This window comes from Moorena sp. SIO3A2 (assembly GCF_010672265.1).
Lineage (GTDB): Bacteria > Cyanobacteriota > Cyanobacteriia > Cyanobacteriales > Coleofasciculaceae > Moorena > Moorena producens.
Genome location: NZ_JAAHHC010000025.1, coordinates 1 through 26,072, shown reverse-complemented (window position 1 = coordinate 26,072; position 26,072 = coordinate 1). Strand labels below are relative to the sequence as shown.

The following is a 26,072-nucleotide window of genomic DNA, read 5'->3' as shown; positions in this document are numbered from 1 at the left end:
TTTTTTATATACTGACTTTCAAAGCCGTTCGCGTAGCGTGGCCAAAGGCCATAAATGCTGGTTTGTCGGTGGAACATTATTAAAAAAAAGTCAAAAAAACAGAGCGGTAGGGCAGTCCGTTCTTAAAGCGCAACGCCTCCTAAGCAATAGCCGGATTGGTTGCGAAGCCTACACTGAATCTTTCGATTCAGTGTAGGAGCTGTCACATGATTATTACCACTTCCGTGCTGCAAAGCTTACTGCAAGCTATACCTATACTGCGGTCACAGGTGTACTTCAAGTCTTCTTTGACCGCACTTTCCCATGCCATGGAAGATCAGGTATTAGCTGGCTCAGAGCAGCCGTTGGTCATTGCTAGCTTCCAGCGAGAGCGTTTCTACCGTCAGGAAGCTCATCGATATCGACGCATTGCTCAACAGACCCCCCAAGTCTATGTACTAGCAGCACCGGAAACAGAATTTAAGAGTAGTTCAGAGTATCACGAAACGGTGGCATTTGAACCCAACGATACCCTCTCTCAAGAATGGCATTTGGTAGTTATTGGGCAAAGTTACACAAACTGTTTGATTTGTCAAGAACGACCCACACCAATACTAGAGGTGACCAATGGGGAAATGGACTCATCCCGACGTTTTGAAGGCATCTGGACATTTGACCGGAGGGTGAGTCAAAAAGCAGCTGAGATATTACTCAATCGCATTCAAATTTACCGACCTGAACTGGCAGCTAAGATTGAACAGGCTAAATCTCAGTATTTAGATCAGTATTTAGAGAATTCATTAGTAGTTAGTGCTCAATTAACCCGAAACTCTACCAGTAATCTATCCCCTCTCGACCAAGCTCAAAGTTCCGAAAATTCTGACCCTTTTGTCCAGCGCTTGGTGACTTACCTACAGGCAGGTCAGTATAAATTGCTCAAAGCCTATCGCTCCATTGCTGCTCAGGGAAAGAAAGAATCTCTGATCAACTCTATTTCCAATGCCATTAGGCGATCCCTTGACCCCAATGCCATTCTTGAAGTCGCTGTGCAAGAGTTGGGTAAAGCCCTTGAAGCATCACGGTGTCTGATTTATCGCTGTAAAGGAACAGATACCACTACTATCATCAATCATGAGTTTTTAAAGCCCCTTAGTAAGGGGGATCAACCATTAGTGCCCACACTAGGAAAAATATGGCCATTGCAAGACAATTGTCTATTCCAAGAGGTTGTCCAGAGTGGAGAACCGATTTATGTAGAAGACACCCAGACAGATCCTCGGATTAACGGTACTAATTCCAAAAATAAAACTGGTAATCCAGGATCAAAAACCTTGCACAATCTAGTCCAAGAGTTTGCCATTCGCTCTTGGCTGAAGGTACCGGTGCTGTATCAGGGTCAGTTATTGGGCATGTTAGATCTACATCATTGTGGCTCCGAACCTTATCAATGGGAAAAAGATGAGTTAGCCTTAGTGGATGCGATCGCAACTCAAGTCGGTGTAGCTCTAATTCAAGCCGAAGCCTACGCCAACCTAGAAGATTTGAATCAGCAGCTAGAAGCTCTTGACCGCACCCGTAGCAATTTAGTCGCGATTACAGGTCATGAACTGCGGACTCCCCTATCCACAATTCAAGTATGTCTTGAGAGTCTAGCTAGTGAGCCAGATATGTCCCTAGAATTGCGTCAGGTGATGCTCAATACTGCCCTCGCTGACGCTGAACGAATGCGGAAACTGATTCAGGACTTCCTGACTCTTTCCCGCTTAGAAAGTGGTCGTGTTGAATGGCACCCAGAATCCCTGTCCCTAAGAGAGTGCATCGACCTTGCCCTGAGTAATGTTTGCGCTCGCCGTTCTGAAGATGAACGACCTAGTTTATCGGCTCAAGTTCCAGATAACCTTCCATTAGTCAAAGCCGACGGAGAGTGGCTAGTTGAAACTCTAGCTAGACTTCTCGATAATGCCTGCAAATTTACCAGCCCACAAGGAGAAGTAAAAATAAGTATCCAAACACTGGACAATTCCATGATAGTAGTTATTATCGAAGATTCTGGACGTGGTATTGAACCCAATCGGCTGGAAGCTGTGTTTGACCGCTTCTATCAAGAAGAAGGTGCTCTGCGGCGAACTACTGGGGGAACAGGGCTAGGTTTAGCAATTTGTCGCCAAATTGTCAAAGGCTGGGGTGGAAAAATTTGGGCAAATTCAGCTGGCAAAGACCAAGGTTCTCAGTTTTACTTTACTGTTCCTATTATCCAAACTCCAAAGTCAAAGCACTCAAAAGCTCGGCGTAAACGTTAGGGGATTCGAGATAGCGAAAGTTTGGGAGTGCTACAAAAGTAGTGATTTTAGCTCCTGTTACCTTGACCAGACCGTAAGCAAATCACCATATCTTTAGCACTACCAATACTTGAACCTTAATCTTTCATCCTTGATCAGCCGTTATACCTCTAAATTAGAGATTATTCAGTTAGAAAAAAAACGTCAAACCCTATTCCCCTGCTCCGGAGCTCTCTGCTCTCTTGCTGTCAGAACCATCAAATTCAAATGAAGACCAGCTTACTAAGGGGACAATCGTTTAATCACCCAATCCCGATCTTCACCACGATTGTAGAGCAACCGATCGTGGAGCCGACTGGGACGTCCCTGCCAAAACTCAATTTCTGATGGAATCACCCGGAACCCTCCCCAGTGGAGTGGACGAAGTACCTCTTTATTTTCATAGTCCTGCTTCAGTTGCTGTAGCCGTTGCTCTAACACCTCACGACTAGGGATGACTTGGCTTTGATCTGACACCCAAGCCCCCAGCTGAGAACCCTTGGGGCGGCTGTTAAAATAATCATCAGACTCAGCGGCTGTTAGCTTCTCCACTCGCCCCTCAATCCGTACCTGTCGTTCTAACTCAGCCCACCAAAACGTGATGGCAGCCCAAGGATTCTCGATTAACTGCTGCCCCTTGTTACTGTCATAATTAGTGTAAAAGACAAATCCCCGCTGATCGTAGCCTTTCAGCAGTACCATCCGGGCAGAAGGTTTACCATCGGGTGTTGCTGTCGCTATAGTCATGGCATTCGGTTCTGGCAATTGGGCAGCCACTGCCTGGTCAAACCAAATTTTGAATTGCTCAAAAGGATTGGGGTGGACATCGATTTCACTCAAACCCTTCAATGTGTATTCCTTACGTAAATCAGCTATTCTAGTATTCATGTGTCTTGCCTTATAATTGACCAGTTTTGGTGGCATTTTTTATACCTCCCTACCAAGCAGGTGTAGGCTTGAAGGAAAATCCAACTGCTGCTATACTGCACACAGTCATAACCTGAGCTAATCCAAGCTCCCCCCAGCCCCCCAAAATAGCGGGGGGAGAAGAGATAAAAAGTTCAGTTGATGACCGTGCCAAGTAGATGTCCTTGACCTGTGGGCGTTGGGACACCTGTGCACGTTCCAGTAATCGGCAAGTTAAAAAAGCCGATTTTTCGTGTTATCTGTTGTAGAAGTAGTAAGCAACTGCAACGGTTTTGGATTAAGCTGATGCGACAGATTAATTTTTTGCTGATTTTCTCTCTATGTCTGGCACTAGTCTTATTTGGCTTGGAAAATACCCAATCTGTTTCCATTAGGATTATTGATGGTATCCAGGTTAAGGCTCCCTTGGCGATTGCACTGATTCTAGCCATGTGGCTTGGAGCAGTAATAGCCTGGTTATTCAACTTGTGGACGCGATTTATCAATTTTATAGGAACTCGTAAGATGGTTGGGCAGATACGCTCGAAGGATGAACAGATTAGACAATTAGAAGACGACATTCAACAATACAAAATTGAGATTGAACAGAAACAGTTTCTCTTATCGGCATCTGACCCAATGGGAGATAATCCACTATTAGACTAATTCTAGGATTACCATAATTCTAGGATTACCATTGGGGATTGGTAAAATGTGAAGGAACTGAATCTCCCCTATACGCTATAGGATTCAATGCCTGAGCAATATAAGTCTAACAACAATGTTGTTTACTCTTGTAAGTACCCTGTTGTAGTTTGCCCTAAGTACAGACAAAAAGTTCTGACAGGCAACCTTGAGAGCACGCTCAAAGAGTTAACTAGAGAAGCTTGCCCAAACATGGACTAAGAAATTATAGCGATGGAAGTAATGCCAGACCATTTACATCTTGGGATCGAACTTAACTCTAAGTTTGGAGTTTATAAAGCAGTCAAACATTAAAGGGATGTCTTCTATAATATCTCAGAAAATAATTGCCGCAACTTCGCTCTAGACTGCCTACGCTTTGGACTAAAAGCTATGGGCGTTTGTCCCGCTGGCGGTGGGTCTATCGAAGTTATTAAGAAGTACATACAAGACTAAAAGCGCCAGTAAGTTGTTCTATTTGAGGAGTGAAATTTACTGCCGATAGAGGAATATAAAGGCTACCATTGCACCAGGAAAAATCGCCAATTTATGGTTTCTATTCAGATCAATCCTGTTTGTTTCAGAGGTGGTATTCAATGTCTCTACAAGAGTGAAAATTTAAGAGGTAAAATTTACGCTTATTTATTTTTGTTGTCCTATTTGTCCTCCCTCCAAATTATACAATACCGATGCTACCAGACTTGATGTGACCCCAAAAAGAACTTCCGCAGTAACTCTACCTGTAGGGTCACCCTACTAGTTATAGCTTATAGGGTTTGGTGCCTAGTTTTGTGTAAGTCCTGCCGTCAGTTAATTGACCAACAGTATCGAACAAGACATGGCTATATATTAGTCAATAGACTTGATCCTATAGATGACTACAACACCTGCTACCGAAGCGATCGCTATTCTCATTGATGTGGCACAGCGGGGAGAAATTGACCCATGGGATGTTCAGGTAATTGATGTCATTGACCGCTATCTAAGTACACTGGCATTAGACAGTGATCCAGAACTTGGATACCGTGACACGGACTTGTCTCAGTCTGGGCAAGCTTTTCTATGGGCATCCATGCTAGTTCTACTGAAAGCCGATACCTTGGAACGTTTAGAAGAACCCGAGGAGTTGGAGGAATCCGAAGAACTGGATGGGTCCGAGGAAATTGATGGCAGGGGAGATAGAGGTTTGCCTCGCCATCTAGAACGTCATATACGCCGTCGCTCTGCTGCCCGACCCCCTAAAAGACGCCCAGTAACCCTGCCAGAGCTAATTCAACAGTTGCAAGAGATGGCAGTCCAACTGGGTGAAAAGCCCTTACCTTCCCCTAAAAAAGGGACTCGCTCTAGTGCCCGTAGTCAGGCAGCTCGTATTGCCCATCTAGCTCACGATGAAAACCTGACCGAGATTGCCACACGGCTGGAGGAATTTCTATGCCGCTACTGGTATGACCTAGCGGCAGACAAAGATTGGCTGAATTTAAATCAGTTGTTAGAGTGGTGGACGTTATCCCCATCATCAGTTGCATCAACTTCCGTTGGTTCTTCTTACCAGGAGGACAAACTGGGAACAGCCAAGATGTCGGCAAAAGCTGACACAGAAACAGCAATCACTCCTATTGAATCACCAATAGGGGACAGAGTTAGTGTTTTCTGGGGACTGCTATTGTTATCTGCTCAGTCTAAGGTTGAGTTATGCCAAGAGGAATTCTACCAAGATCTAAAAATCCGTAAATTGGAGTCATGAACCCCACGCTTAAAAGCAGGGGCTTGTAACATCAACTAGCCTTGTCAGGAAACCAGGAATTCTCAGCTGGAGTCACTCAAAGCATCACTCAAAGCATAGGTTACAGAAAATTCCAGCTTGTTTGCCCCTGTGTAATAGTAGCGGGGATGAAAACGAGTTAGGGACTTTAGTCCCTTGTGCTAATCGTGGGTGAGAGCTCAAGGACTAGTTAGAATCGTACTCAATTGCCCACATCAACCTCTATGGATTTAGTTTAAGGAGAAAAGATACATGAAAGCCATGATTCTGGCAGCTGGCAAGGGAACTCGCGTTCGCCCTATCACTTACACTATTCCCAAGCCATTGATTCCCATCCTGCAAAAACCAGTAATGGAGTTTTTACTAGAACTATTACGACAACATGGCTTCGACCAAGTTGTGGTCAACGTCTCTCACTTGGCTAACGAAATTGAAAGCTATTTTCGAGATGGGCAACGCTTTGGCGTTGAAATTGCTTATTCCTTTGAAGGTCGCATTGTCGATGGTCAACTGGTTGGGGAAGCCCTCGGCTCAGCTGGTGGCATGCGCAAGATCCAGGACTTTTATCCCTTCTTTGATGATACATTTGTGGTGCTCTGTGGTGATGCCCTAATTGACCTGGACTTGACAGCAGCAGTTAAATTCCATAAAGAAAAGGGAGCAATTGCTACCCTAGTGGCAAAACCTGTACCACGAGAACAGGTTTCTAGCTACGGTGTCGTAGTTACAGATGAAACTGGTCGAATCAAAGCTTTCCAAGAAAAACCCTCAGTTGAGGAAGCCCGCAGTACCAATATCAACACAGGAATTTACATTTTTGAGCCAGAAATATTTAAATATATCCCCTCTGGTCAGGAATATGATATTGGGGGCGAACTGTTTCCCAAACTTGTGGAAATGGGGGCTCCTTTCTATGCGGTGCCAATGGATTTCCAGTGGGTTGATATTGGTAAAGTGCCAGATTACTGGCGAGCTGTTCGAGGTGTCCTGCTCGGAGAAATCAAGAATGTACCGATTCCTGGCAAAGAAGTCGCTCCCGGAATCTATACTGGTTTAAATGTGGCCGTAAATTGGGACAAAGTGGATATCAAAGGTCCGGTTTACATTGGTGCTATGACCCACATCGAAGATGGGGCAAAGATTATCGGACCAACTATGATTGGTCCCAATTGCTGGATTTGTAGCGGAGCAACCGTTGAGAATAGCGTAATTTTTGAATATTCTCGCCTTGGAGCCGGAGTACGTCTAGTGGATAAGTTAGTGTTTGGACGCTATTGTGTTGATAAGACTGGTGCGGCTATTGATGTTCAGGCGGCAGCTCTAGATTGGCTGATTACTGATACCCGCCAGAGTTTGCCTGTGACTGAACCAGCAGAACGACAAGCGATCGAGGAAATCCTGAGCAGCAAGAGTTAAAAGGTTCACGTAAATCCCCGTCCTGATAGAAGGCGGGGATTTACCCAGCTAAACAGCGTTAAAGAAATTTTCCAATTCAAGATCACACAAGAGGATCACGCGTATTTGGTAGTTGCTACTTTGAAATATTGACTATAATGGAAAAAGGAAATAACTGCAAGGGGCCTTAATGGTTTCGACGTGTTGGTGAAAGCTGACCCGTGATTCAGGTCGAGAGTGAGTCTTCTCTCGCAAATACCGGACTCAAAAAAATTGTAACTGCGAACAACATCGTTCCTTTTGCTCGTAAGGCTGCACCTGCTGTTGCCTAAACACCTATAAACAGGTTCGAGCGTCTGTAGTTTGACTCCGTTAAGGACTATAGACTTAACCCCAACGGATGCTCTAGTAAGCTGTCTTTGGTCGGTTTGCTAGCTAAGACTTCACCAAAGCATCCTGTCATCCGGGATAAGGGATGATCCCCGCTCCGAGGGTTAAAGGGGCTAAGCCTGTGAATGAGCGATAAGTAAATAACCAGGGCGGACACGGGTTCAATTCCCGTAGGCTCCATTAAAAAATAAATATGACCATAAATATCACCAATTCAGATTGATTTCCTGAATTGATACCCTGAATAAATCCAGAAAATCATCGTTAATTTTATCAGTGTTAATTTTTATTGTCTTAGGAACCATGGAAGTTGTTATTCCGTGATTATAGTTAACTGTAATCACCAATCAATACTTCCACTTCTCTATTGATTAATCTGTTGATAGCAGTTCTCAAAAAGGTTCGGTAAGTCTTGGAAAAATAGGATTAATTTTACTGATAAAAATAATAGGAGTGACTATCCTGTCACTAATTAATCAATCTGTTATCGATGCGTGTTTATTAGCTTAAGCTAACCCCACCTCAATCAAACATTCTCAATCAAACATTGTAGATAGGGTTAGCTTAAGCATTCTGTTCAACCTGGATTTAGTACTATCGGGTTAAGAGCTTATAACGTGATCTTAATAAGCACCATGCCTATTAAAGATTACCATGATAGTTTTCAGAATCAGCTTCAGGTCGTAGCCGATAGACCACTTACGTTGGTAATCCAAGTCCATAAGAACCACATCTTCAAAGTCAGTCACCTTTGAACGACCATTGGCTTGCCATTCACCGGTGATTCCAGGTTTAACTCTTAAACGCTTATAGTGATGGCGCTTGTAGCCCATTACTTCATCAAAGGTAGGAGGACGAGTTCCGACTAGGCTCATATCTCCGATCAAGACATTCCAGAATTGGGGAAATTCATCAAGACTGGTACGACGTAGAAAGCCTCCGATCCGACTGATACGGGGATCATTTTCATTTTTGAATATATGACCTTTAGCTTGGTTTTCTACTAAGTGCTTGAGTTTGTCTGCACCCACGATCATTGAGCGGAATTTCCTGATTTGGAAGGGTTTGCCATTCAGACCACAACGGATCTGACTATAAAATAATGGACCGGGATCGACTATCGACATAGCGAACGCAATGGGAATTGCGATGCTCACGGTAATTAATAATCCAACCAAAGCTCCAATAATATCAATTAATCGCTTGATATTATTGTTAGCTGAATGATGAACCTCTTGCTGAAATAAACAACTGGGTATTCTGTTATCCCAAATTGGTGAATCAACCGAGGTATAAGCAGAAGACTTGGAGATAATCACGGCTTTTTATTAGTTATCTAAAGTTGATTAAACGACGAAATAATTGCTTGAAATACCAAGGCTGATAGAACAGTTATGCTCAAGGGAGCTAACTTGCTTAGGTAGTTTTTGCCCAAACTTTACGGAATAGTCTCCTGCCATTTTTTAAAATATTTGGTAGGCACCCACTAACCCTAAAGTCTTTGTTGTCAACTAAATAGTCTATTAACCAGACCGCTGAAAACTTTAAAAGTTCCCGCTAAAGTAGATATTTTTTTATAAAAGTAACTGATATATAGGTAGATGACCTAGTCATTTTTATTGACCGCCTTATTAATAATTTTTAATCGAAGCCTCTGCTCATAGTATTTTGGTTTGTCAAAAAAGGAGTAGTATATTTTGTATCATTTCACTGAACTTTCACATTGTATCGGCGAATTCGTGAAGGGATTGTGAATTGGGGTTGAATTAATTGACTTCCAGTCTGAATTTTGGTAATAATAGTTAACTATTACTAATCAAAAAATGACTCGAAATGATTAGAAGTTAAAATAATGCAATTGATGTTAAAATGATGTTAAAATGCTAGGTATACATCCCTCAAGACTACTTCTGATCCCAAATCCAAGTTAAAAACCTCCTTTATAATTAAGTCACGGGGCGAAGCCTTGGGTCAAAGGCAGGTAAACGCAAGCTTATCTAGCCGCAACTTCCCTCTCGACTGGGCTAAAAGGGGGCTATAAAAGCGGATTTAAGATCACAGATAAGTAAACACGGCTATAGCTTAGCCATGTTGCCAGCTTGGCAGTAATTTTCAAGAATTTACCGAAAACAGAACAGAAGCGCTTCATCCGAGTCTCTTAAGAGCGTCCCACGGATTGCGAAGGGCTGACGCCCCGCTGCGCGAACACATCTGTTCTGTAATGAAAGAAACTTGCATCGTCAAAAGCCACTATTTTGCTCAAAGCTTTTGAATATTCCGATCCATCCCGTGCCCCCGCCCCACTCCATACCCCAAAAACCCCACACCCTCTCAAACGTTAAAGCTACTTGTCACCCCTTGAGGTAATTCACACCCATCTGTTCACACAAATCTGTCAAGGCATTAATAGTAGCAATGACTTCTGAATGGTCAACGGAGTCATTGGTCCGAGATGTCTTCTGGGACTCTGGCGTAGCATCGGCTAAGTGCGATTGGCCGTAGGCCACGCTACGCGATCGCAATGGTGTCTTTTCTTCAGACAATCCTATGCCCCAGGATTGAGGCAACTCTCCTGTTGACCAATCCATTGCTGGTTCCTGAGTCAAATCTGATTGGCCTTTGGCCACGCTACGCGAACGGTCAGACACCACCTCAGTCATAGTCAGAGAGTTTTTGTGCAATAAGGTTTCCGGATGTAATTGAAAGCTATCCTTATCCTCAAGTTGAACCTGTACATCCGGTGGTTGTTGTGAGGAAGACCATAGGCTTGAAGATTCTCGTCCTAACTGCTGAGCTAGACGATTCACAAAGGCAGCAAAAAACATTTCTCCCTGCATGCCTAAGCTGTGCATTTTTTCAAGTTCCTGAGATAAAGACTCCTGGTAACCTTGAAGATCTCTGTGTAGGGTCTCAAAAATCAACCGCTGGTTAACATCTATATTCTGTATGAGTTGATCAGATTGTTTTTGAAGCTGCTGTAGTTGCTCAATCACCTTTTGTCTTTGGACTACAGCAACAATCTCGTCCTGATTTGAAGGCAATCGGTTGATTGAGTCATCACTAGTGGGATTCTGTTTTAAGTGAGCTTCCCAATTCGCTAAAATTTGAGATAGCTTTTGCGTCAAGCTTTCGACAAGGCGGTTGATTAGCCCTTGTGAGAACTCTGAAGCAATCTGCACATTTGCAGTTTGTTGTTTGGTATAGTAATCCAGCTGCTGCTTGGTACTCTCCAAACGCTGAATTTCTCGTACCAGAGACTCCCGCTGTTGCTGTAGAGCCTCCAACTCTACCTGCCATGGTTTCGTCAAATCGGTACGTAGATGGTTCATTTCTTGATTAACCGCTTGCAGGATTTGCTGCACTTCCTCCTGAACAGATGTGGGTACTCCCGTCTGAGATGGGGTTACTGTAGTACTTGTATTGTCCGATTCTACCCCTAGTTTTTGCTGTTGGGAAACTAGGTAGCTACGAACTTTCCGCAAAACCTGGTGTGCAGCCGCTAGGTCACCAGACTTGAACCATGGTAGAGGAAAGTCAGGCTTATGGAGGATGTGGTCAATATCAGCAATCAGAGATTGAATGTCGGTTTGAGCAGTCACTTTGAAACCCTTGACGAGAACAAATTGAGTCATACAGGAGTGAGAGTCAACCCCCTGTGTCTAATGTTAAATTGCCAGAGTCACCAAACTATTACAAATTGTTCATCATGGAGCATAATAACTGTACTTACCCGATGTGATTATTGCCAAGCCCTCTACCAGAATGAGCCTACCTCAGCTCACTGCAAGTAGTTTAGCTCCAGTAGAATCTTTGTTTGTCAAGGCAATTTCACTCACATCAGTCATTTTCGTTGGTCTACCAAAGGTGGTGAGGTTAAGCAGATCTGTTTCATTGGCTTCTTTTAGTTGACACAGGCAAACTCCCTGACTCACTTGATTTGACAGCGGATCATCTATCTATTCAAGGTGTTTACGAAGCGCTCATGATCCCATGGAAGACCGATACAATTCATCTGAAGTTAACTCTAATGTTCATGATTCGATGGCTAGCACTCCTTTTTTTGCTGGCTTACCAGATTCTAGTGTCAAAAAAGCCATTATTAATATGGTTAGCCGTAGCCATCCTGCAAATCGAGTGATTTTACTTGAGAATGACTGGGGGGGGTCTGTCTATTTCATCTTAGATGGTTGGGCAAAGATTCGCACCTATAACCTGGATGGGAAGGAGGTGACCCTCAATATTCTTGGGAAAGGAGAAATCTTTGGTGAAATGGCAGCCTTAGAAGAAGTACCTCGTTCAACAGATGTGATTACCTTAACCCCTACAACCATTGGTAGTATACCCGCTCAGGATTTTACCCAGTTAATTCATACGGAACCTTTGGCTGGTGTCCACTTAGCTCAGTTGATGGCAAAGCGTCTGCGTCAGGTTAACCGACGCCTACGCTTGCGGGAGTCAGATAGTACCTCACGAGTGGCAGACACCTTGTTGTTTCTAGCTGAAGGACAAGGCAAATTGAAACAAAGAGGAACTGAGATTCCTAACTTACCTCATCGAGAGATAAGTAGCCTCAGTGGATTGGCGCGGGAGACGGTCACACGAGTCCTGACAAAGCTGGAGAAGAAAGGCTTGATCATGCGGGATCACGATACCCTTTTTATCTGTGATCTGCCTGCTCTCGAAAAGATGATTATCTAGTCTTGATATATAAGGTATCTGCAAATGAGGAGAAATTTGAGATGGGCTAAGATGCAAGGGTACTTTAACAGTATCTCTTCTGTTATCATCTGTCCCTTTCCTCAAGAGGTTACTAAATTTGCATGAGTGATTCTTTTGATGATGGTCAAGCGGCTTCACAAGATCTCTTTGCCCAATCTAAAAACAAACCCACAAAATCAACAACGGAATTCCCTAAGAGCAATGCTGATGTAACTGAGATCGGGCATCAATTAACTGGGGAGCAAAATCACCCACTAGAAAAGAGGGAACCTAGGGCAGTCTACAAACAATCCACTTCTGCTAACTCCCCTAGCCTGAATAATGGTCTAAACCCTAGACCTCAGACACCTATAACCATGGTAGAAACAGCGTTTCTGGCCAGTACCGCCAGCTTGATTTGGCTGATTAATTATTACTTTCCTCTAGGACCAATACTCAAAATGTTTTTCCCAGTGCCGATTGCTTTAGTCTACCTAAGGAGGGGCAGTAGGGCATCCTGGATGGCAGCACTGGTTTCGGGGTTGTTACTATCAGTGCTGATGGGAGTAACTCGCAGTATTATCTTTTTGGTCCCTTATGGTCTGATGGGGGTGCAACTGGGAGCTTTGTGGAAACGTCGAGCTAGCTGGCTGCTTTCTATTAGCATGGGTACGCTAATTGGTACAATAGGCTTCTTTTTTCGGTTTTGGTTGTTCTCAATTCTATTGGGGGAAGACCTCTGGGTTTACGTGATGACCCAGGTGACAGGATTATTGGATTGGTGGTTTCTCAAGCTGGGGTTGCTATTTCAGCCCAGTCTATTTCTAGTTCAAACCCTGGCTGTAGTAATGATTATTATCAATAATGCCATTTATTTATTCGTGGTGCATATTGTAGCCTTACTCATGCTCGACCGATTAGGAAACCCGATTCCTAGACCACCAAACTGGGTAAAAGTTTTGCTGGATTACGATTGAGCTATTAGTCATTGGTCACTTGTGATGGCGAAGAGACTGTTTGTTATACTTTCAAAGGTCAGCTTACACGCTACTTGAGGGCTACGCTTTCCGCAAACAGTTATCAGCTCTGAGCCCTTGGAGCTTAGAGCTTAAGCTTGATTGATTACCTTTAGCTCAGTTTATGCCCGTGGTAAGTATGGCAATCGTTCTTTTATTTTATGGAAATTTATGGAATTATATGGCTAACTATTGTGTGTGAAAATGTGTGTAAAAAAATAGTAATATTAACTAGTTAACTAGTTAATACTTGATTTGCTACTTTTACAAAACGATTCTGTTACCTTATCCAAAGTTTACTGTTCCCTTTCACCACAATTAATCTATAGTGTAGTGTTTGTTTCTATTTATTTTTATATTTCAGATCAGAACTAAGGACTAAGAATTAAGGACTAATGATCCGAGTTTATACCGAGCAGGTAAAGGGAAAACGGTGGTTACAGCAGTATCAGGGATGCTCACCGGTATTTGCTTGTATTTTAGGATTCACTGCTACTGGCCTGATTCCAGGTATTTCTGCTGCTGGCGCTACCCCAGATGATCGTCAGTATACTGCGATCGCTGATGCTGAGTTTTTGGTCAATGGAGTTACTCCCCAACCTCAATATCCCCTTCCTCCTCTAACTGTGGGAGTATCCCCTGTCTTGATTTCCCGTGCTTTAGTGGAGGCATTTAACCTACCCATCTATCTGTTCAATGCTGGTTTACCTCACCCTCCGACAGTACCAGCCATTGACTTAGGTGGTATTCCTGCTAAGTGCCTAACTTCTGGCAATGCCTTGCCCCTCGAAACAGTGAAACGGCTATTTGAGCAAGGTTTACAGTGGGGAGAAAAGCTAGCAAGTGTGGTTGGTGATAGCTATCTGATTATTAGTGAGTGTGTGGTTGGGGGAACTACCACCGCACTTAGCCTGCTCACTGGCTTGGGGATTGATGCAGCTGGCAAGGTTAACAGTAGCCATCCCCAGTGCAATCATGCTCAAAAGTGGGAGGTGGTGGAGCTGGGGTTACAACGAGCTGGGTTAGCGGGTAGGGGAGCCGGGGAGCTTCCCAAAAGCGAACCTAGGAAGAAAAATTCACCGTCTCACCCCTACCACCCCGCACCTTTATACTCCGTCACCTCCTCATCCTCTCACCCCCTCACCCCCTCACCACTTGATCACTTAAAGCTAGTGGCAGCGGTGGGAGATCCGATGCAAATTGCCGCAGCAGGTATGGCAATGGCAGCTAGTCGTCGCTGTGGCGTTTTACTCGCTGGTGGTACCCAAATGCTAGCGGTTTATACCTTAGCACAGGCATTGGCAGAGTCGGTTTTACCCTACCCCAGTATTACTGAGGGTAATTCCCTAGCATGGCAACCAGCACAAGTAGTTGTGGGAACAACTCGCTGGGTGGCAGAAGACTCGACTGGTGACACGGTTGGATTAGCACAAGATATTGGGAGTGTACCCCTTTTGGCAACACAATTAAGTTTTACCCAGTCTCGTTATCCTCAGCTACAGGCATATGAGCAAGGATATGTCAAGGAAGGTGTGGGTGCTGGAGGATGTGCGATCGCAGCCCACCTTTATAAGGGCTGGAACTCGGCTGAATTACTTCAAGCCATTGAAAACTTGGTCGAGCAATATCGTCTTTCTCTGAGGTGATTGTTGTTGGAGCCAGTGAAAAAACACTTTACAGTCTGACCAAGTTAGGCACGAAAATCACAGAGGTGCTGATTTGTTTTCCCTATTAACCTTCAACCCTTAGACTAATCTGGATAAAACTGCCAATTAGGAATGAATTCGCTGTGCTAGGAGTTGTTCTTCTAAGGCAGCAATCCGATTGTAGGCTGCTGTGAGTTGGGCAGTTAAGCGTTGAACTTGAATATCAGCAGAGATATTATTATTGCTATTTTTAGAGAAACTACCTAGCCCAGAGTTACTATCAATCAGCACATCTTTATGTTGGGTCAGTAGGTTAATGGCACTTTGACTTTCGTGGGTCCGGGGTATCGGTTGGCCAGTTGGTTGAGATTCCTCAGTTTCCTGCCTTGAACTATTTTTGAGTTCAGAAAGGCCTTCTGAAACCTTCAAACTGAGTTTTTCGATGGATTCGCACAGAGTATCTACTCTATGACTTAGAGCCATGATTTGATTTTGATATTCATCCATAGGATTTAAAACTGCCATAACTTAGTTCTATTTTTATCCTAGTCACTTAAGGAAGAAAATCCGATGAATTGCTGATTTATTTAACTATTGTCAAAAATCTGTCAAAAATCAGCTCTAAACTCCTTAGAGTCTGTTTCCCAGAGTAATTTTTTTCAAAAATGCCAGATAGCCGCTGTATATCTTGATATTTACCCTGATTAATTCAGCATTAATTAATACTTGTCTTTTCTCCCAAGTTTCGCACCACAATTAGCACAATCGGTTTTTTCGGAATTAATTCCTTGGCATTAGTGATTTTTAATACATAACGTACGGATGATTTTCCCCATGTCATTACCTTCTAAAACTCCTAGAGAGATGGTCAACTAATAGCAGTTGACAAGATAACCAATAAGTGAATTAACTTCTTGATCGAGATATTTCTATCCCCCCATCACTTTATCTTACAGATTTAGATTTCTTATAGTTAGGTCTAAAACAAGACTGTGTGTTGAGGGCGAGGAGGGGGAGGAAAAGGGAGACATAGCTGGTGTTTTCGTTCTTTTGATCGTGCTTACTCTTAATAAAATTCAATTAATAATAGTCAAACTATTATTGAGGTCAAATGATGTCAAAGTGATGTCAAAGTAGATTCAGATGCCTTAGCCCTTGACTTAGATTAGTTTTGTTAACCAGACTATAAGTAGTTTTTAATTTATTAGACTTACCACATCTAGCAGATGGCTGTTGGTCTAAGAGGTCACAAAAGTCAGTTCATTGCTCATAGCTATAGTAATTGCTATTGAGCCAATGTAAATTAAGGTCAAAGAGTTGGTAACCAAAGGAAATTCAGAAATACTTATGAAGCGACGCTCCTTGATACTAGGTGCTAGTACCATAGCCCTTAGTCAGTTAGCATCTGGTTGTAATATCGGACAACAAGCCTCTTTAAAGGTAAGGCTGTTGCAAAATTCAATACCAGTTCAGCTGTTGGGTGAATTTCGTAAGACCTTAACACTACGGGCTAAGCTAAATTTTGACCCGGAGAAACAACTATCTGCTTTATTCAAACTCCTGACAACCTTGAAAGAGCAAGGCAAACCCAATAATAATCAAGATCGCTCCTTTTTAGATTTGATCCGGATTAGGTCTAGGACACCGATAAGTCCTGATTTAGTTACCTTAGGAGATTATTGGCTCAAGTCAGCCATTGAGCAGGAATTGATCCAACCTTTGAACATAGAAACGTTGCCAGGATGGAAACAACTGCCGCCAGAGTACCAGAAACTTGTTAAACGTGACCAAACTGGTCAGCTAGACAACTCAGGAAAAGTTTGGGGTGCTCCTTATCGCTGGGGTGCTACTGTCATTGCCTATCGCCGTGACAAGTTCAAAGCCTTAGGCTGGACTCCCACTGATTGGAGTGACTTGTGGCGTGAGTCTTTACGCGATCGCATTTCTGTGTTGAACCACCCCCGAGAAGTGATTGGTTTAACCTTGAAAAACCTAGGCTTATCCTATAATCAACAGGATTTAAATCAAGTCAAAGACTTGAAACCAGCACTTCGACAACTGGCTAAACAGGTTAAATTTTACAGTTCGGATCACTACCTAAAACCTCTAGTTTTGGGGGATACCTGGGTAGCAGTCGGTTGGTCTACGGATATCCTGGCACTAAGAACACGCGATCGCCAAATTGAGGCAGTGGTGCCTCAGTCAGGAACAGCCCTGTGGTCAGATGTATGGGTAAAACCGGTATCAGTTAGCTCTGCTTCTGACTCCTCAGAAAGTAACTCTGAGTCGGATTTAAGCAAAAAGTGGATTGAATTTTGCTGGGATAGCAAATCAGCCAAGCAAATTTCTCTACTGACTAATGCTGCTTCCCCGATTCTGCTTAAGATCCCAAGAAATAAGCTACCACAAGATATCCAAACCTTACCTCTACTGCTGCCAGAAGCAGAAATTCTCAACAAGTGCGAATTCCTCCATCCCTTACCAGAGTCTACACAAAAGCAGTATGAATCCTTGTGGAAAGAAATGCGAAATACGTGAAAATTGCCTGTTCTAGTTTTGTGATAACTGGCAAAAGGCCGAGACTTTGCCAGCTAAAGGGACTTGACCAGGAATACATACCTCCACCTGGCACATGGAATTACCATCACAGGTATAAGCTCCTAAAGGCTTTCCTCGCTGGTTAAATACTCTGGTATTATAGTTATAATCTCTGGCAACGTTGCCCATTTTGTTAATAAAAGCATACCTACCCAGATAGTTAAGCAGACTCCAGAGTTGGCGATTCACTACCAAATCTACCCGACGTTTACTCGGATAAGCTAACCAATTATCCAGTAGCTTACCGCCAAACTGTTCATCAGCCCACCAGAAACTTGGAGTAGTGAGCTTAGTTTGAGAGATAGTATCAGCAGTAATCACAGACCCATCATTAGGAAGATTATCTGGCTGCAGGAAATTTAAATTCACAGCTTCTGTGTCCGGCTGCACTCCTACAGTCTTTTGAGCTAAAACTGGTTCAGGCTTCCAGCCAACCAGAAAACAGCTCTCTAGAAACACAAGGCAGAATACACAAGGCACAACAGACAAGGGATGTATTTTACTAACGGTGTTTCTTTTATCCATAGGAATGCACTAAAGCATCAGTCAAATCAATAGTGATACCCATTAACCTTCAACCTTCAACCCTTCAACCAACTAACCTTCAACCTTCAACCAACTAACCTTCAACCTTCAACCAACTAACCTTCAACCTTCAACCAACCAACCAACCTTCAACCAACCAACCTTCAACCTTCAACCAACCAACCTTCAACCAACTACCTTATCCCCACAGACGACGCCTAGGAGAACCATTAAGACGCTGGTGGGTATCAGAGAGTAAGGAAGGAATATCCAGTTGTTCGGGGCAACGGGGAAGACACTCACCACACTGGGTACAACGGTTTCCCTTGACCCCCCTAAACCAATGACCAGCATTTTCAAACATTTGATAGCGATATTGACCAAACTCGCTCATGTCGTAAGCCAAAGCAAGATTGCGCAGCCGCAAGACTTCTGGAATGTTAATGGTTTCTGGGCAAGGTAGACAAGCGTAGCATTGACTACAGCGGTCAGTTCCTAGAGCATTGTTCAAGTGGGTTTCCAAACGAGAGAATGCTGCCACTTCCATTGGGCTCAAAGACTCGTCTCGGTTAGCGACACTTAAAGGCAGGGTCACCTCATCTGGGTTAGCCGGTCCAATACTAAGGGTGGTAATGCGACGATCGCTTAATAAAAATCGATAGTTCAGTTCTAGTGGCGAGAAGGGATGGCACAGTTTCTCTAACGTTGGTGGTGGGGTGTAGAGTTTGCCTGCTTTATCAGCAGGAGATATGATGAAGATGCCCATATCCTTCTGATCAGCCAATTCAATCGCCGCAGCATTGCGTTGAAAGAAGTAATAGTAATGCAGGTTGATGAATTCAAAAAAATCTGTTTGAATTGCCCCTAGAATCACTTGTATTGAACCATGGGTTGAGAAACCAACGTGCCTTATACGTCCCTGGGCTACGGCTTTTTGGACAGCTGCCATACAGCCACTGTCAGACTTTACCCAGGACAGATGCTCTTCAGTGTTAATCCCATGAATTGCTAAACAATCGACATAATCGAGCTGTAGACGTTCTAAGGAATCATTAATCCACTGACTCATCAAATCAGCATCAGGGGTTGGTGGAATCTTGGTGGTTATATATAGCTGGTCTCGTGGTACTGACAATCCAGCTTTCAGGATGTTACCAAGGTATTCTTCACTCTTGCCGTAACCCCTGGCAGTTTCCAAGTGGTTAATTCCTTGAGCGATTACCTGTTGCACTGTCTTCTGAGCATTTGACTCAGACCCTAAGCAACGCATGGTGCCACAAGAAAACACTGAAAGCTGGAGATTAGTTTTTCCAAACCGCCGATAACGCATGTTGCCCAACTGCTGGAATAATCTTATCTTTGGTTAAAACGTTGCCCAAAAAACAGTTGCGCCAAAAATTCAGTTGATGGCCATCGATTGTCTTGGGGTATAGCTTGGGTCATAGCTTCGAGCATAGTTTGGGATATATCTCTTGAGCCCAAGGGTCACTTGCGGTATGGCATCAGGGTTAGAGCATCTGGAAAACTCTCACCAATGGCTAAATGGTAAGGCTTTCAGAAACATCTCTATAATTTTTTGACAGAGCAATTAATATATTGTTGCTGTTAAATCCCGTTTAATCCCAATATTTTGGCTTTAGCTACCACGACTATATCCTCCACGGTGAAGAAAATCTTCTGGGCGGATATTAGATACAAATTCCCGAAAAGCTCGACGCTCCTCTTCATCCTTATCTTGGTCTACAGGTATCGAAGCATCAGCAATAACTTCTTCCATCACCCAAATCGGACTGCCAGTACGCAGGGCGATGGAGATGGCATCACTTGGTCGAGCATCAATTTCTTTCTTTGTCTCACCCTGACTAACACAGAGGCTGGCATAGAACGTGTTATCCTGGAGAGAGTGTATTATAACACGATCCAGTGTTATGTTCCACTCCTCCAGGAAATTGACCATTAGGTCATGGGTCAGGGGACGCGGTGGCGTTTGTCTTTCCAAAGCACTGATAATTGCCTTTGCTTGATCTTGCCCAATATAGATTGGCAGAGCACGCCGATCTAAGACATCTTTGAGTAACACGATGGGGCTACGTGTTACAGTATCTACTGCAATGCCAGCAACTCTCATTTCAATCATCAGCTTAGCCTCTAGAATACGGTCAGCATCAGGGGCATCAAAGCGAAGCGGTAAACTAGTACTGTACAGACGGGCACCGAAACTTGCCCTTGCCAGATCTGTTCTTTTCACGTTACCGGTCAACGGTAAGATTAGCCCTTGAGAATCCAATTCGGTGAGATCAACAAGATTGTATTCTCCAAGTATGCCTTAGTCTCAGGAAATTTGTTTGGCCACTTCACTAAAAAAACACAAACTTATGCCAGCTCTTTTCCTACTAACAGTCTAGTTGCACCAGTTCATCCGCTTACAGAAGAACAGTATAAACAACAGTGTTTACAGGATTAATTCAAGCTCTCGGCACAATCGGACCAATCGGAAGCGATCGCTTTATTGTTTCCGGTACCTCTGATGCTATGGATGTTATCTTACAGGATTTAGAACCTGGTGATAGTGTAGCAGTGGATGGAATTTGCCTAACGGTAGAGAAAGTTTTGCCCACAGGCTTCTCGACCACTGCTTCTGATGAAACTCAGGGGCGCACCACCCTTGGACAAAGGCTACAGACAACTTCTTACGTTAATTTGGAAACGTCTTTGCGTGTGGGTAGCAAACTAGGGGGTCACTTTGTAACAGGTCACATTGACGGTATTGGCTGCTTAACGGAATCTTTACAAACACCAAACTCCTGGGAAATGTGCTTTACAGCACCAGCTTCCTTGATGGATGTGTGGCAGCATAAGATAGCTCGTTATCTTGTTCCCAAGGGTAGCATTGCCGTCAATGGGGTCAGCCTAACGATTGCTGAGTGTGACCCCAACGGCAGTTGGTTCAAAGTAGCGGTGATTCCCCATAGTTACAGCTATACGAATCTTAGCCACTTACGGACTGGCAATTGGGTGAATATCGAAAGTGACATTTTAGGGAAATATGTCGATAAGTTGCTGGGTAACCGAGTGCCAACGCCTGAAGGGATTGATGAAATTTCGCCGGAATTTCTGCTAGAGCATGGGTATTTGACATCCTCTCCCGGCTGAAGCCTGTAGGGCTGTTTCATGTTTGTGAAAGATTAGGGAGGCCAAAGGTGAACAAATAAACAACCAAACCTTCACAGTTCAGAGTTGAGACTTCACATTCTATTGGATTCCGACCTGGACCGAAACAGAGGCTCAACAAGCACAACAGGCAAGGTTGCTATTAGAGCAAGAACGGCAACGGTCACAGCGGCTAGCAGAGCGGTTAAGGGTGATGGGAATTGACCCGGAGCTTCTGGAATAATCAGGTTCAACAGAAATGCGTTCGCGAAGCGTGACCTTTGGTCAATCGCATTCTGATTAATGTTCTAATTAATGATCTAACTAATGATCTACAAAGCTCGATCCCTAAAGTACTTTTCCCCCTCTTCCCTTTCCTACTAAACCTTTCCTACTAAAAATCTATAGGCTGCTAGAGTTTCCCTTGCCGTTCTCTCCCAAGAGAATAGCATCGCTCTTTCCTTACCCTTTCTAATCAATTCCTCCCGCAATGGAGAATTACTGATCACCTTGACCATAGCATCTGCTAATTCAATTGGCTGATTAGGGTCAATTAAAATTGCCGCATCTCCCGCTACTTCAGGCAGGGATGAAGTATTAGAGGTAATCACAGGAGCACCCAAAGTCATCGCTTCCAAGACGGGCAGACCAAACCCTTCATAGTAGGAAGGATAGACAAAAACATCCGCATTTGAGTAAAACCAGGCTACTAGTTGATCGGATAAGTAGCCCAAATGATGAATATGGTGTTTCCACGGGGAACTAGCAATAGCAGAAAAAATAGATTCATAGGACCATCCTTTTTGTCCAATCAGTACTAACTGATGCTCAATTTGATGCCGTTGTTTTAAATAATTAAATGCTGCAATCAGAGTATTAATATTTTTCCTAGGCTCAAGAGTACTCACAAATAAAATATAGGGTTGGGCGAAGTCGTAATTAACTGATGTCACCAAAGACTGAACCGTGTTATTCGGTAAATCTAGTGTATTGGGTAAATCTAAAGTAGAGTAACGGCTAGCTTGAGGAATAACTTGGATGTTGTCAGGATTTACTCCTAGGTAATTGACGATATCCTGTTTAGTAGACTGGGAAACAGTAATCACTAAATCAGTCCACCGTAAACATTGTTTTACCCGAGCAGTATAGCTTTTAACAATTGAGTTAACATACTGAGGATATTTAATAAAAGTTAGGTCATGAATCGTCATAACCCGCAAGCTTTTTCGACAGGGATAAACCACATGATCAGTACCATGGACGATATCATGATTGCCTAAGTATTGCTCACAATAAGGTAAAATGGGATTAGGTACAGTGGCTAGTAAACTAGAGATAGTAACCGGTAACGGTATAGTTTTAATCTCTAGATTTTTAATCTCTAAATGCCTAGTTAGCACTTCAAGAAATGACCAATCACGAGATAACCATTTTCTTACACTTGGTTGATAGGCGACACTTAACTGAAAGTCTTCCTGACTTTGTAGCTTATGGAGTGCCTGAATTAAATTTAAGGCATACATTCCAATGCCACTTAACTTATGGCGAATTGGTGTAGCATCAACAGCAATTTTTATCATATTTTCCTTACTTAATTACCAAGTAAAATTATAATTGCTACTTGATAATTAACTAATTACTATAGATAAACTCTGTTCCGGTCAAGATGCCATCACAAATAACATCTAATCCTTTACTTTTACCAGGAATGAATTCATTGAGATCACATACCTGAAGTTTAAATTCCGATGGATTACTAGCTTCGGTGGTCATCTCTAGGGGAATCATGCGGCGGAAGAAAAAGTGATAGGCATACTTTCTTGCTCGTTTTATGATTGCCTCAGGTAAGCCATCCCCTAGGGGTAACTGATCTAAATACTGAACATACTCCTCTACAGAACTGGCATCCATAGTTATGCCTTTATTACGAATCCACGCTTCTCCTGCAACGATTACAGGTATACCCATGCTAGTTAATTCTACGCCCATTTTAGTGCCGTAGATCAGAGCCGCATTACATTGGAGGATAGCAGCATAGGTGCTAACGGTACTTTCTGGAGGAATCACAAACACATTTGGAGGCAGAGTGGGGAAAACCTGACGAATTTCTTCAAACAAGGGTTGACGCGATCGCAAAGTCCCTCGAATCTCGGCTGGGTGAATCCGAATTAACAACTGTAACTCTGGTCTTTTAGCAAAATACCGAATAGTTGTCAATACCCATTCCAGCATATTAGGAAAAGCATTAACTGGGTAATGGAGTTGAGCATCCCACATCACATTAGTCAGTAACCCAATACAAGGACGAGAAAAGTCTACTCCTACCGCATCAGTAATCTTGGTCAGGTCAAACTGAGGACTTTCATGGAACCAAATCCAATCCTGAGTTCCTTGCCAGCGACTTTTCAAATAGTCCATCAACTGCTGTTCCATCTGGGAAGTCCACGGTATAGTTTCCCAATTACTTACTGGCTCCCACATCAGCTGGTGATGATAGGTTTGATGGTGACTAAAGATAAAGCATTGTTTGCGATAAGCAGGATTCCAGTTCACCACTCGCACCCCTTGCTGACGGGCTACTTCACCAGTCAACCCCTGAGGAACATAAATGCCGTGGTTAAATACAGCACACTCAACCTTAACCGTTTGCAGCAGCCGACGGGTTGCCCAAGTGGTCAGGATTGCGGCTTGGAAGTAACGCTTGAGAATCGGCTCAGCATTGGGTTCCCCTTCCAGGGAAGCACGAGCATAAAATCGCAGAGCTCCCGCTAAAGCGTGTTCTCCTACAGCTACCCCATTTAGGGTGTACTTTTCAATTTCAGCAATAGTGAGACTGCTAGCTATCTCCTTGGCCTGTTGGTAATCTGTATCTGTGAGAAATTCACTGTAGCGATGGATAGTCAATCCTAGAGGCTTATAGATCCGATCGGCTAGGGGAAAGCAGTCGTTACATAAGTCACGTTTAGGACCATGATTTACAAACAAGTCCTGTTTGGGATAAAAACTAACATCACACCAAAAACAAGCCGGTAAAATACCATCACAGAGCAAAATGTGAACTTGAGCACCCCTGAGGGTTAAGCCCACTGCTAGTAGACTTTCTAAAGTGATGGAATGGATTTCCCCACCCACACTAGTAGCTACCAGAATCTTAGAGCCAGTTTGGGCAGCCTTTAGGGCATTTTGCCATTGGTTTAGAGACCCTTTCAAGACCAAATCCCACCTGGGCTGATCTCGAATAATGCGCTGTCTGCGCTTATAGAGCTTAACCCTGCGATGAAGGGATTTGTTCCGCTTGAGAAACTCTTTGATCATTTGATAGTTTACAGTTGACGGTTGACGGTTGAGTGTGAGCAGGTGACACTCAGCTAAGCCGGATTACTAGGATATTACGTTCACCATAGAGGTTTGGAGATAATTATTTTTGTATGTACTTTATGTAATCGTAACTGTAACCCCAAGCCAAAACTATGCGAGAACTCTATCCCCCCATCGAAGCTTACAACCAGCAAACCCTAACAGTTTCTAACCTCCACACCATTTATTTTGAAGAGTCCGGTAACCCACAAGGTCAGCCAGTAGTGGTGTTACACGGAGGACCAGGAGGTGGTAGCCAACCGGTTTATCGCCAATACTTTGACCCACGGAAATGGCGAATTGTCATGTTTGACCAACGGGGTTGTGGTAAAAGTATCCCCCATGCTGAACTTGAGCAGAACACTACCTGGGATTTAGCTTCTGACAAAATTCATCCCACGTCTCAAAGCGTAGCGTGAGCGTGGTCAGAAGTTACCGCAAGAATAGTGGAGCCTTTATAGTTGGCAGTCTGTGAGTTAAGGGTTAAATCTTTTTGTAGTAAGGCTCCACTATTCTAAGGTTTCATCTCCGGGATGAATTTTGTGCAGGGTTTTTGTTGCTCATCTCAGGAGTGTCTTGGTTTTCAATGTACTTTTTAAGAGTAGAAATAGTAACGCCACCACAACTAGCAATAAAGTAAGAACTATTCCACTTGTGCAGGTTTTTTGTAGTAAATTATGGCTAGTTGTTCACCAAATTCTACTCTTATTTTTCGGCTTGAGACACTCTTCAATAGACATCTCCAAAAATTAACCTCAAACCCTTGCACTGCCTGGGTCAAAACCGAGTGTCTGGAGATGTCTAATGAGTTAACCAGTTTACTCAGGTGAATGTCAGGGTGATACTGGAACAGCAGGTTAACATGGTCTTTTTCCCCATCAAGGCTAACAAGCTGACATTCTTGTTGTTGAAGTAAGTTTTCAAAAATTTCATGTAAACGGCTAATCATCTCACCAGTAAAGACTTTGCGACGATACTTGGTCGTCAAGACGAGATGAGCTTTAAGGTCACAGACAGACCGACCCTTGGATAAAAAGTCATTCTTCATAACAATCCTGCTGTTGTCTGCTATAATCAGTGTAGCTTAAAAGTTAACACCAATGAAATACACGTATCAATATCGACTATATCCAGAGACTCAACAAACACTCACACTGAACCAGTGGCTGCGAGTTGGTCGATATTGGTATAACCGGATGTTGGGTGAGCGTTTTGATTGGTGGCAGAAAAATAGATGTCCGGTCAATGCCTGTCCATTAATCTGTTACCTTCCGGAGCTTAAAGATCAGCCCAATTTCTACAGCCAGAAAAAGCAACTTCCAGTTATCAAGAAAGACTTGGTTAAGATTGGATGGTCTGGAGAGTTGATAGACTTTACTGAGGTTTATTCAACTGTTTTGCAAGATGTCTGTACAAGAGTAAAAAACGCTTTTAACAGGTTTATAGCAGATGACAAAAATGGTAAACGCAGTGGCAAGCCTCGATTTAAGAATGTTGCCAGATATCGGACGTTAAACTTTACAAATGCTGATAATTCTTGGTTAAAGTTCTGTACTGTTAACGGAAAATGGTTGTTTGTTCAAGTTCCTAAAATTGGTTTGATTAAGCTGAGAAGACACAGACCGTTACCTGATAGTGCAAACTTAAA

Annotated in this window: 20 protein-coding genes, 1 other RNA gene and 3 pseudogenes; 13 read left to right on the top strand and 11 right to left on the bottom strand. The window is 43.3% G+C overall.

The window, feature by feature from the left end:
* Positions 1-206: 206 nt before the first annotated feature.
* Entirely contained in the window at positions 207-2,279 is a 2,073-nt protein-coding gene (locus F6K64_RS24130) for a DICT sensory domain-containing protein (RefSeq protein WP_008184531.1), read from the top strand.
* A gap of 261 nt (positions 2,280-2,540) precedes the next feature.
* Here F6K64_RS24130 and pdxH read toward each other — a convergent pair whose 3' ends face one another.
* Complete coding sequence (gene pdxH, locus F6K64_RS24125; RefSeq protein WP_044493265.1) at positions 2,541-3,185, bottom strand: pyridoxamine 5'-phosphate oxidase; 645 nt, start codon at positions 3,183-3,185, stop codon at positions 2,541-2,543.
* A gap of 324 nt (positions 3,186-3,509) precedes the next feature.
* Here pdxH and F6K64_RS24120 point away from each other — a divergent pair, with 324 nt between their 5' ends.
* The 5 genes and pseudogenes from F6K64_RS24120 to ssrA all read left to right on the top strand — a co-directional run bounded on the left by F6K64_RS24120 (position 3,510) and on the right by ssrA (position 7,617).
* Positions 3,510-3,869 carry a LapA family protein gene (locus tag F6K64_RS24120; protein ID WP_044492350.1) on the top strand — a complete coding sequence of 120 codons (360 nt, stop codon included), beginning with the start codon at positions 3,510-3,512 and terminating at the stop codon, positions 3,867-3,869.
* An 87-nt stretch (positions 3,870-3,956) separates the two neighbouring features.
* Positions 3,957-4,343: pseudogene (gene tnpA / locus F6K64_RS24115) on the top strand (IS200/IS605 family transposase).
* 418 nt (positions 4,344-4,761) lie between these two features.
* Complete coding sequence (locus F6K64_RS24110; protein WP_008180248.1) at positions 4,762-5,631, top strand: segregation/condensation protein A; 870 nt, start codon at positions 4,762-4,764, stop codon at positions 5,629-5,631.
* Between the two features lie 270 nt (positions 5,632-5,901).
* Positions 5,902-7,065 carry a nucleotidyltransferase family protein gene (locus tag F6K64_RS24105; protein ID WP_008180246.1) on the top strand — a complete coding sequence of 388 codons (1,164 nt, stop codon included), beginning with the start codon at positions 5,902-5,904 and terminating at the stop codon, positions 7,063-7,065.
* A gap of 160 nt (positions 7,066-7,225) precedes the next feature.
* Positions 7,226-7,617: a transfer-messenger RNA gene (gene ssrA / locus F6K64_RS24100) on the top strand.
* Positions 7,618-8,057: 440 nt separating this feature from the next.
* On the opposite strand, the gene F6K64_RS24095 is transcribed toward ssrA, so the two are convergent.
* Both F6K64_RS24095 and F6K64_RS24090 read right to left on the bottom strand, forming a co-directional pair.
* Positions 8,058-8,708: a sugar transferase gene (locus F6K64_RS24095; RefSeq protein ID WP_044492349.1), complete on the bottom strand. Its 651-nt coding sequence runs from the start codon at positions 8,706-8,708 to the stop codon at positions 8,058-8,060.
* 1,077 nt (positions 8,709-9,785) lie between these two features.
* Positions 9,786-11,033 (bottom strand): DUF445 domain-containing protein, encoded by a 1,248-nt coding sequence (locus F6K64_RS24090; RefSeq protein WP_131827231.1) that lies wholly within the window; start codon positions 11,031-11,033, stop codon positions 9,786-9,788.
* A 391-nt stretch (positions 11,034-11,424) separates the two neighbouring features.
* Here F6K64_RS24090 and F6K64_RS24085 point away from each other — a divergent pair, with 391 nt between their 5' ends.
* The 3 genes from F6K64_RS24085 to F6K64_RS24075 all read left to right on the top strand — a co-directional run bounded on the left by F6K64_RS24085 (position 11,425) and on the right by F6K64_RS24075 (position 14,794).
* Entirely contained in the window at positions 11,425-12,132 is a 708-nt protein-coding gene (locus F6K64_RS24085; RefSeq protein ID WP_287266513.1) for a Crp/Fnr family transcriptional regulator, read from the top strand.
* Between the two features lie 122 nt (positions 12,133-12,254).
* Positions 12,255-13,109, top strand: a complete 855-nt coding sequence (locus F6K64_RS24080) for a DUF2232 domain-containing protein (RefSeq protein ID WP_008180238.1) — start codon at positions 12,255-12,257, stop codon at positions 13,107-13,109.
* Positions 13,110-13,543: 434 nt separating this feature from the next.
* Entirely contained in the window at positions 13,544-14,794 is a 1,251-nt protein-coding gene (locus F6K64_RS24075) for a nicotinate-nucleotide--dimethylbenzimidazole phosphoribosyltransferase (RefSeq protein ID WP_008180236.1), read from the top strand.
* 126 nt (positions 14,795-14,920) lie between these two features.
* On the opposite strand, the gene F6K64_RS24070 is transcribed toward F6K64_RS24075, so the two are convergent.
* On the bottom strand, positions 14,921-15,319 hold the full coding sequence (locus F6K64_RS24070) for a hypothetical protein (RefSeq protein ID WP_008180230.1): 399 nt from the start codon (positions 15,317-15,319) through the stop codon (positions 14,921-14,923).
* A gap of 190 nt (positions 15,320-15,509) precedes the next feature.
* Positions 15,510-15,635: a hypothetical protein gene (locus F6K64_RS24065; RefSeq protein ID WP_267871991.1), complete on the bottom strand. Its 126-nt coding sequence runs from the start codon at positions 15,633-15,635 to the stop codon at positions 15,510-15,512.
* Positions 15,636-16,141: 506 nt separating this feature from the next.
* Here F6K64_RS24065 and F6K64_RS24060 point away from each other — a divergent pair.
* The gene (locus F6K64_RS24060) at positions 16,142-17,332 is read left to right on the top strand and encodes an extracellular solute-binding protein (protein ID WP_008180229.1); all 1,191 of its coding nucleotides are present in this window, start codon (positions 16,142-16,144) and stop codon (positions 17,330-17,332) included.
* A gap of 12 nt (positions 17,333-17,344) precedes the next feature.
* Here F6K64_RS24060 and F6K64_RS24055 read toward each other — a convergent pair whose 3' ends face one another.
* The 3 genes from F6K64_RS24055 to F6K64_RS24045 all read right to left on the bottom strand — a co-directional run bounded on the left by F6K64_RS24055 (position 17,345) and on the right by F6K64_RS24045 (position 20,054).
* The gene (locus tag F6K64_RS24055; protein WP_063747921.1) at positions 17,345-17,917 is read right to left on the bottom strand and encodes a hypothetical protein; all 573 of its coding nucleotides are present in this window, start codon (positions 17,915-17,917) and stop codon (positions 17,345-17,347) included.
* A gap of 199 nt (positions 17,918-18,116) precedes the next feature.
* Positions 18,117-19,247: an aldo/keto reductase gene (locus tag F6K64_RS24050; RefSeq protein WP_287266510.1), complete on the bottom strand. Its 1,131-nt coding sequence runs from the start codon at positions 19,245-19,247 to the stop codon at positions 18,117-18,119.
* A gap of 306 nt (positions 19,248-19,553) precedes the next feature.
* Positions 19,554-20,054: a bifunctional nuclease family protein gene (locus F6K64_RS24045; protein WP_044492346.1), complete on the bottom strand. Its 501-nt coding sequence runs from the start codon at positions 20,052-20,054 to the stop codon at positions 19,554-19,556.
* Positions 20,055-20,365: 311 nt separating this feature from the next.
* Here F6K64_RS24045 and F6K64_RS24040 point away from each other — a divergent pair, with 311 nt between their 5' ends.
* Positions 20,366-21,070, top strand: a complete 705-nt coding sequence (locus F6K64_RS24040) for a riboflavin synthase (protein WP_287266507.1) — start codon at positions 20,366-20,368, stop codon at positions 21,068-21,070.
* Between the two features lie 377 nt (positions 21,071-21,447).
* Here F6K64_RS24040 and F6K64_RS24035 read toward each other — a convergent pair whose 3' ends face one another.
* Both F6K64_RS24035 and F6K64_RS24030 read right to left on the bottom strand, forming a co-directional pair.
* On the bottom strand, positions 21,448-22,647 hold the full coding sequence (locus F6K64_RS24035; RefSeq protein ID WP_287248723.1) for a glycosyltransferase family 4 protein: 1,200 nt from the start codon (positions 22,645-22,647) through the stop codon (positions 21,448-21,450).
* A gap of 52 nt (positions 22,648-22,699) precedes the next feature.
* Positions 22,700-24,382: a hypothetical protein gene (locus F6K64_RS24030; protein WP_008180218.1), complete on the bottom strand. Its 1,683-nt coding sequence runs from the start codon at positions 24,380-24,382 to the stop codon at positions 22,700-22,702.
* Positions 24,383-24,537: 155 nt separating this feature from the next.
* Here F6K64_RS24030 and F6K64_RS24025 point away from each other — a divergent pair.
* Positions 24,538-24,810 (top strand): annotated as a pseudogene (locus tag F6K64_RS24025) (alpha/beta fold hydrolase); the annotation flags it as partial.
* Between the two features lie 136 nt (positions 24,811-24,946).
* On the opposite strand, the pseudogene tnpA (F6K64_RS24020) reads toward F6K64_RS24025, so the two are convergent.
* Positions 24,947-25,472: pseudogene (gene tnpA / locus F6K64_RS24020) on the bottom strand (IS200/IS605 family transposase).
* Between the two features lie 52 nt (positions 25,473-25,524).
* Between tnpA (F6K64_RS24020) and F6K64_RS24015 the strand changes: the two are divergent.
* The coding region (locus F6K64_RS24015; protein WP_287266505.1) for an RNA-guided endonuclease InsQ/TnpB family protein at positions 25,525-26,072 on the top strand (548 nt) is incomplete at its 3' end.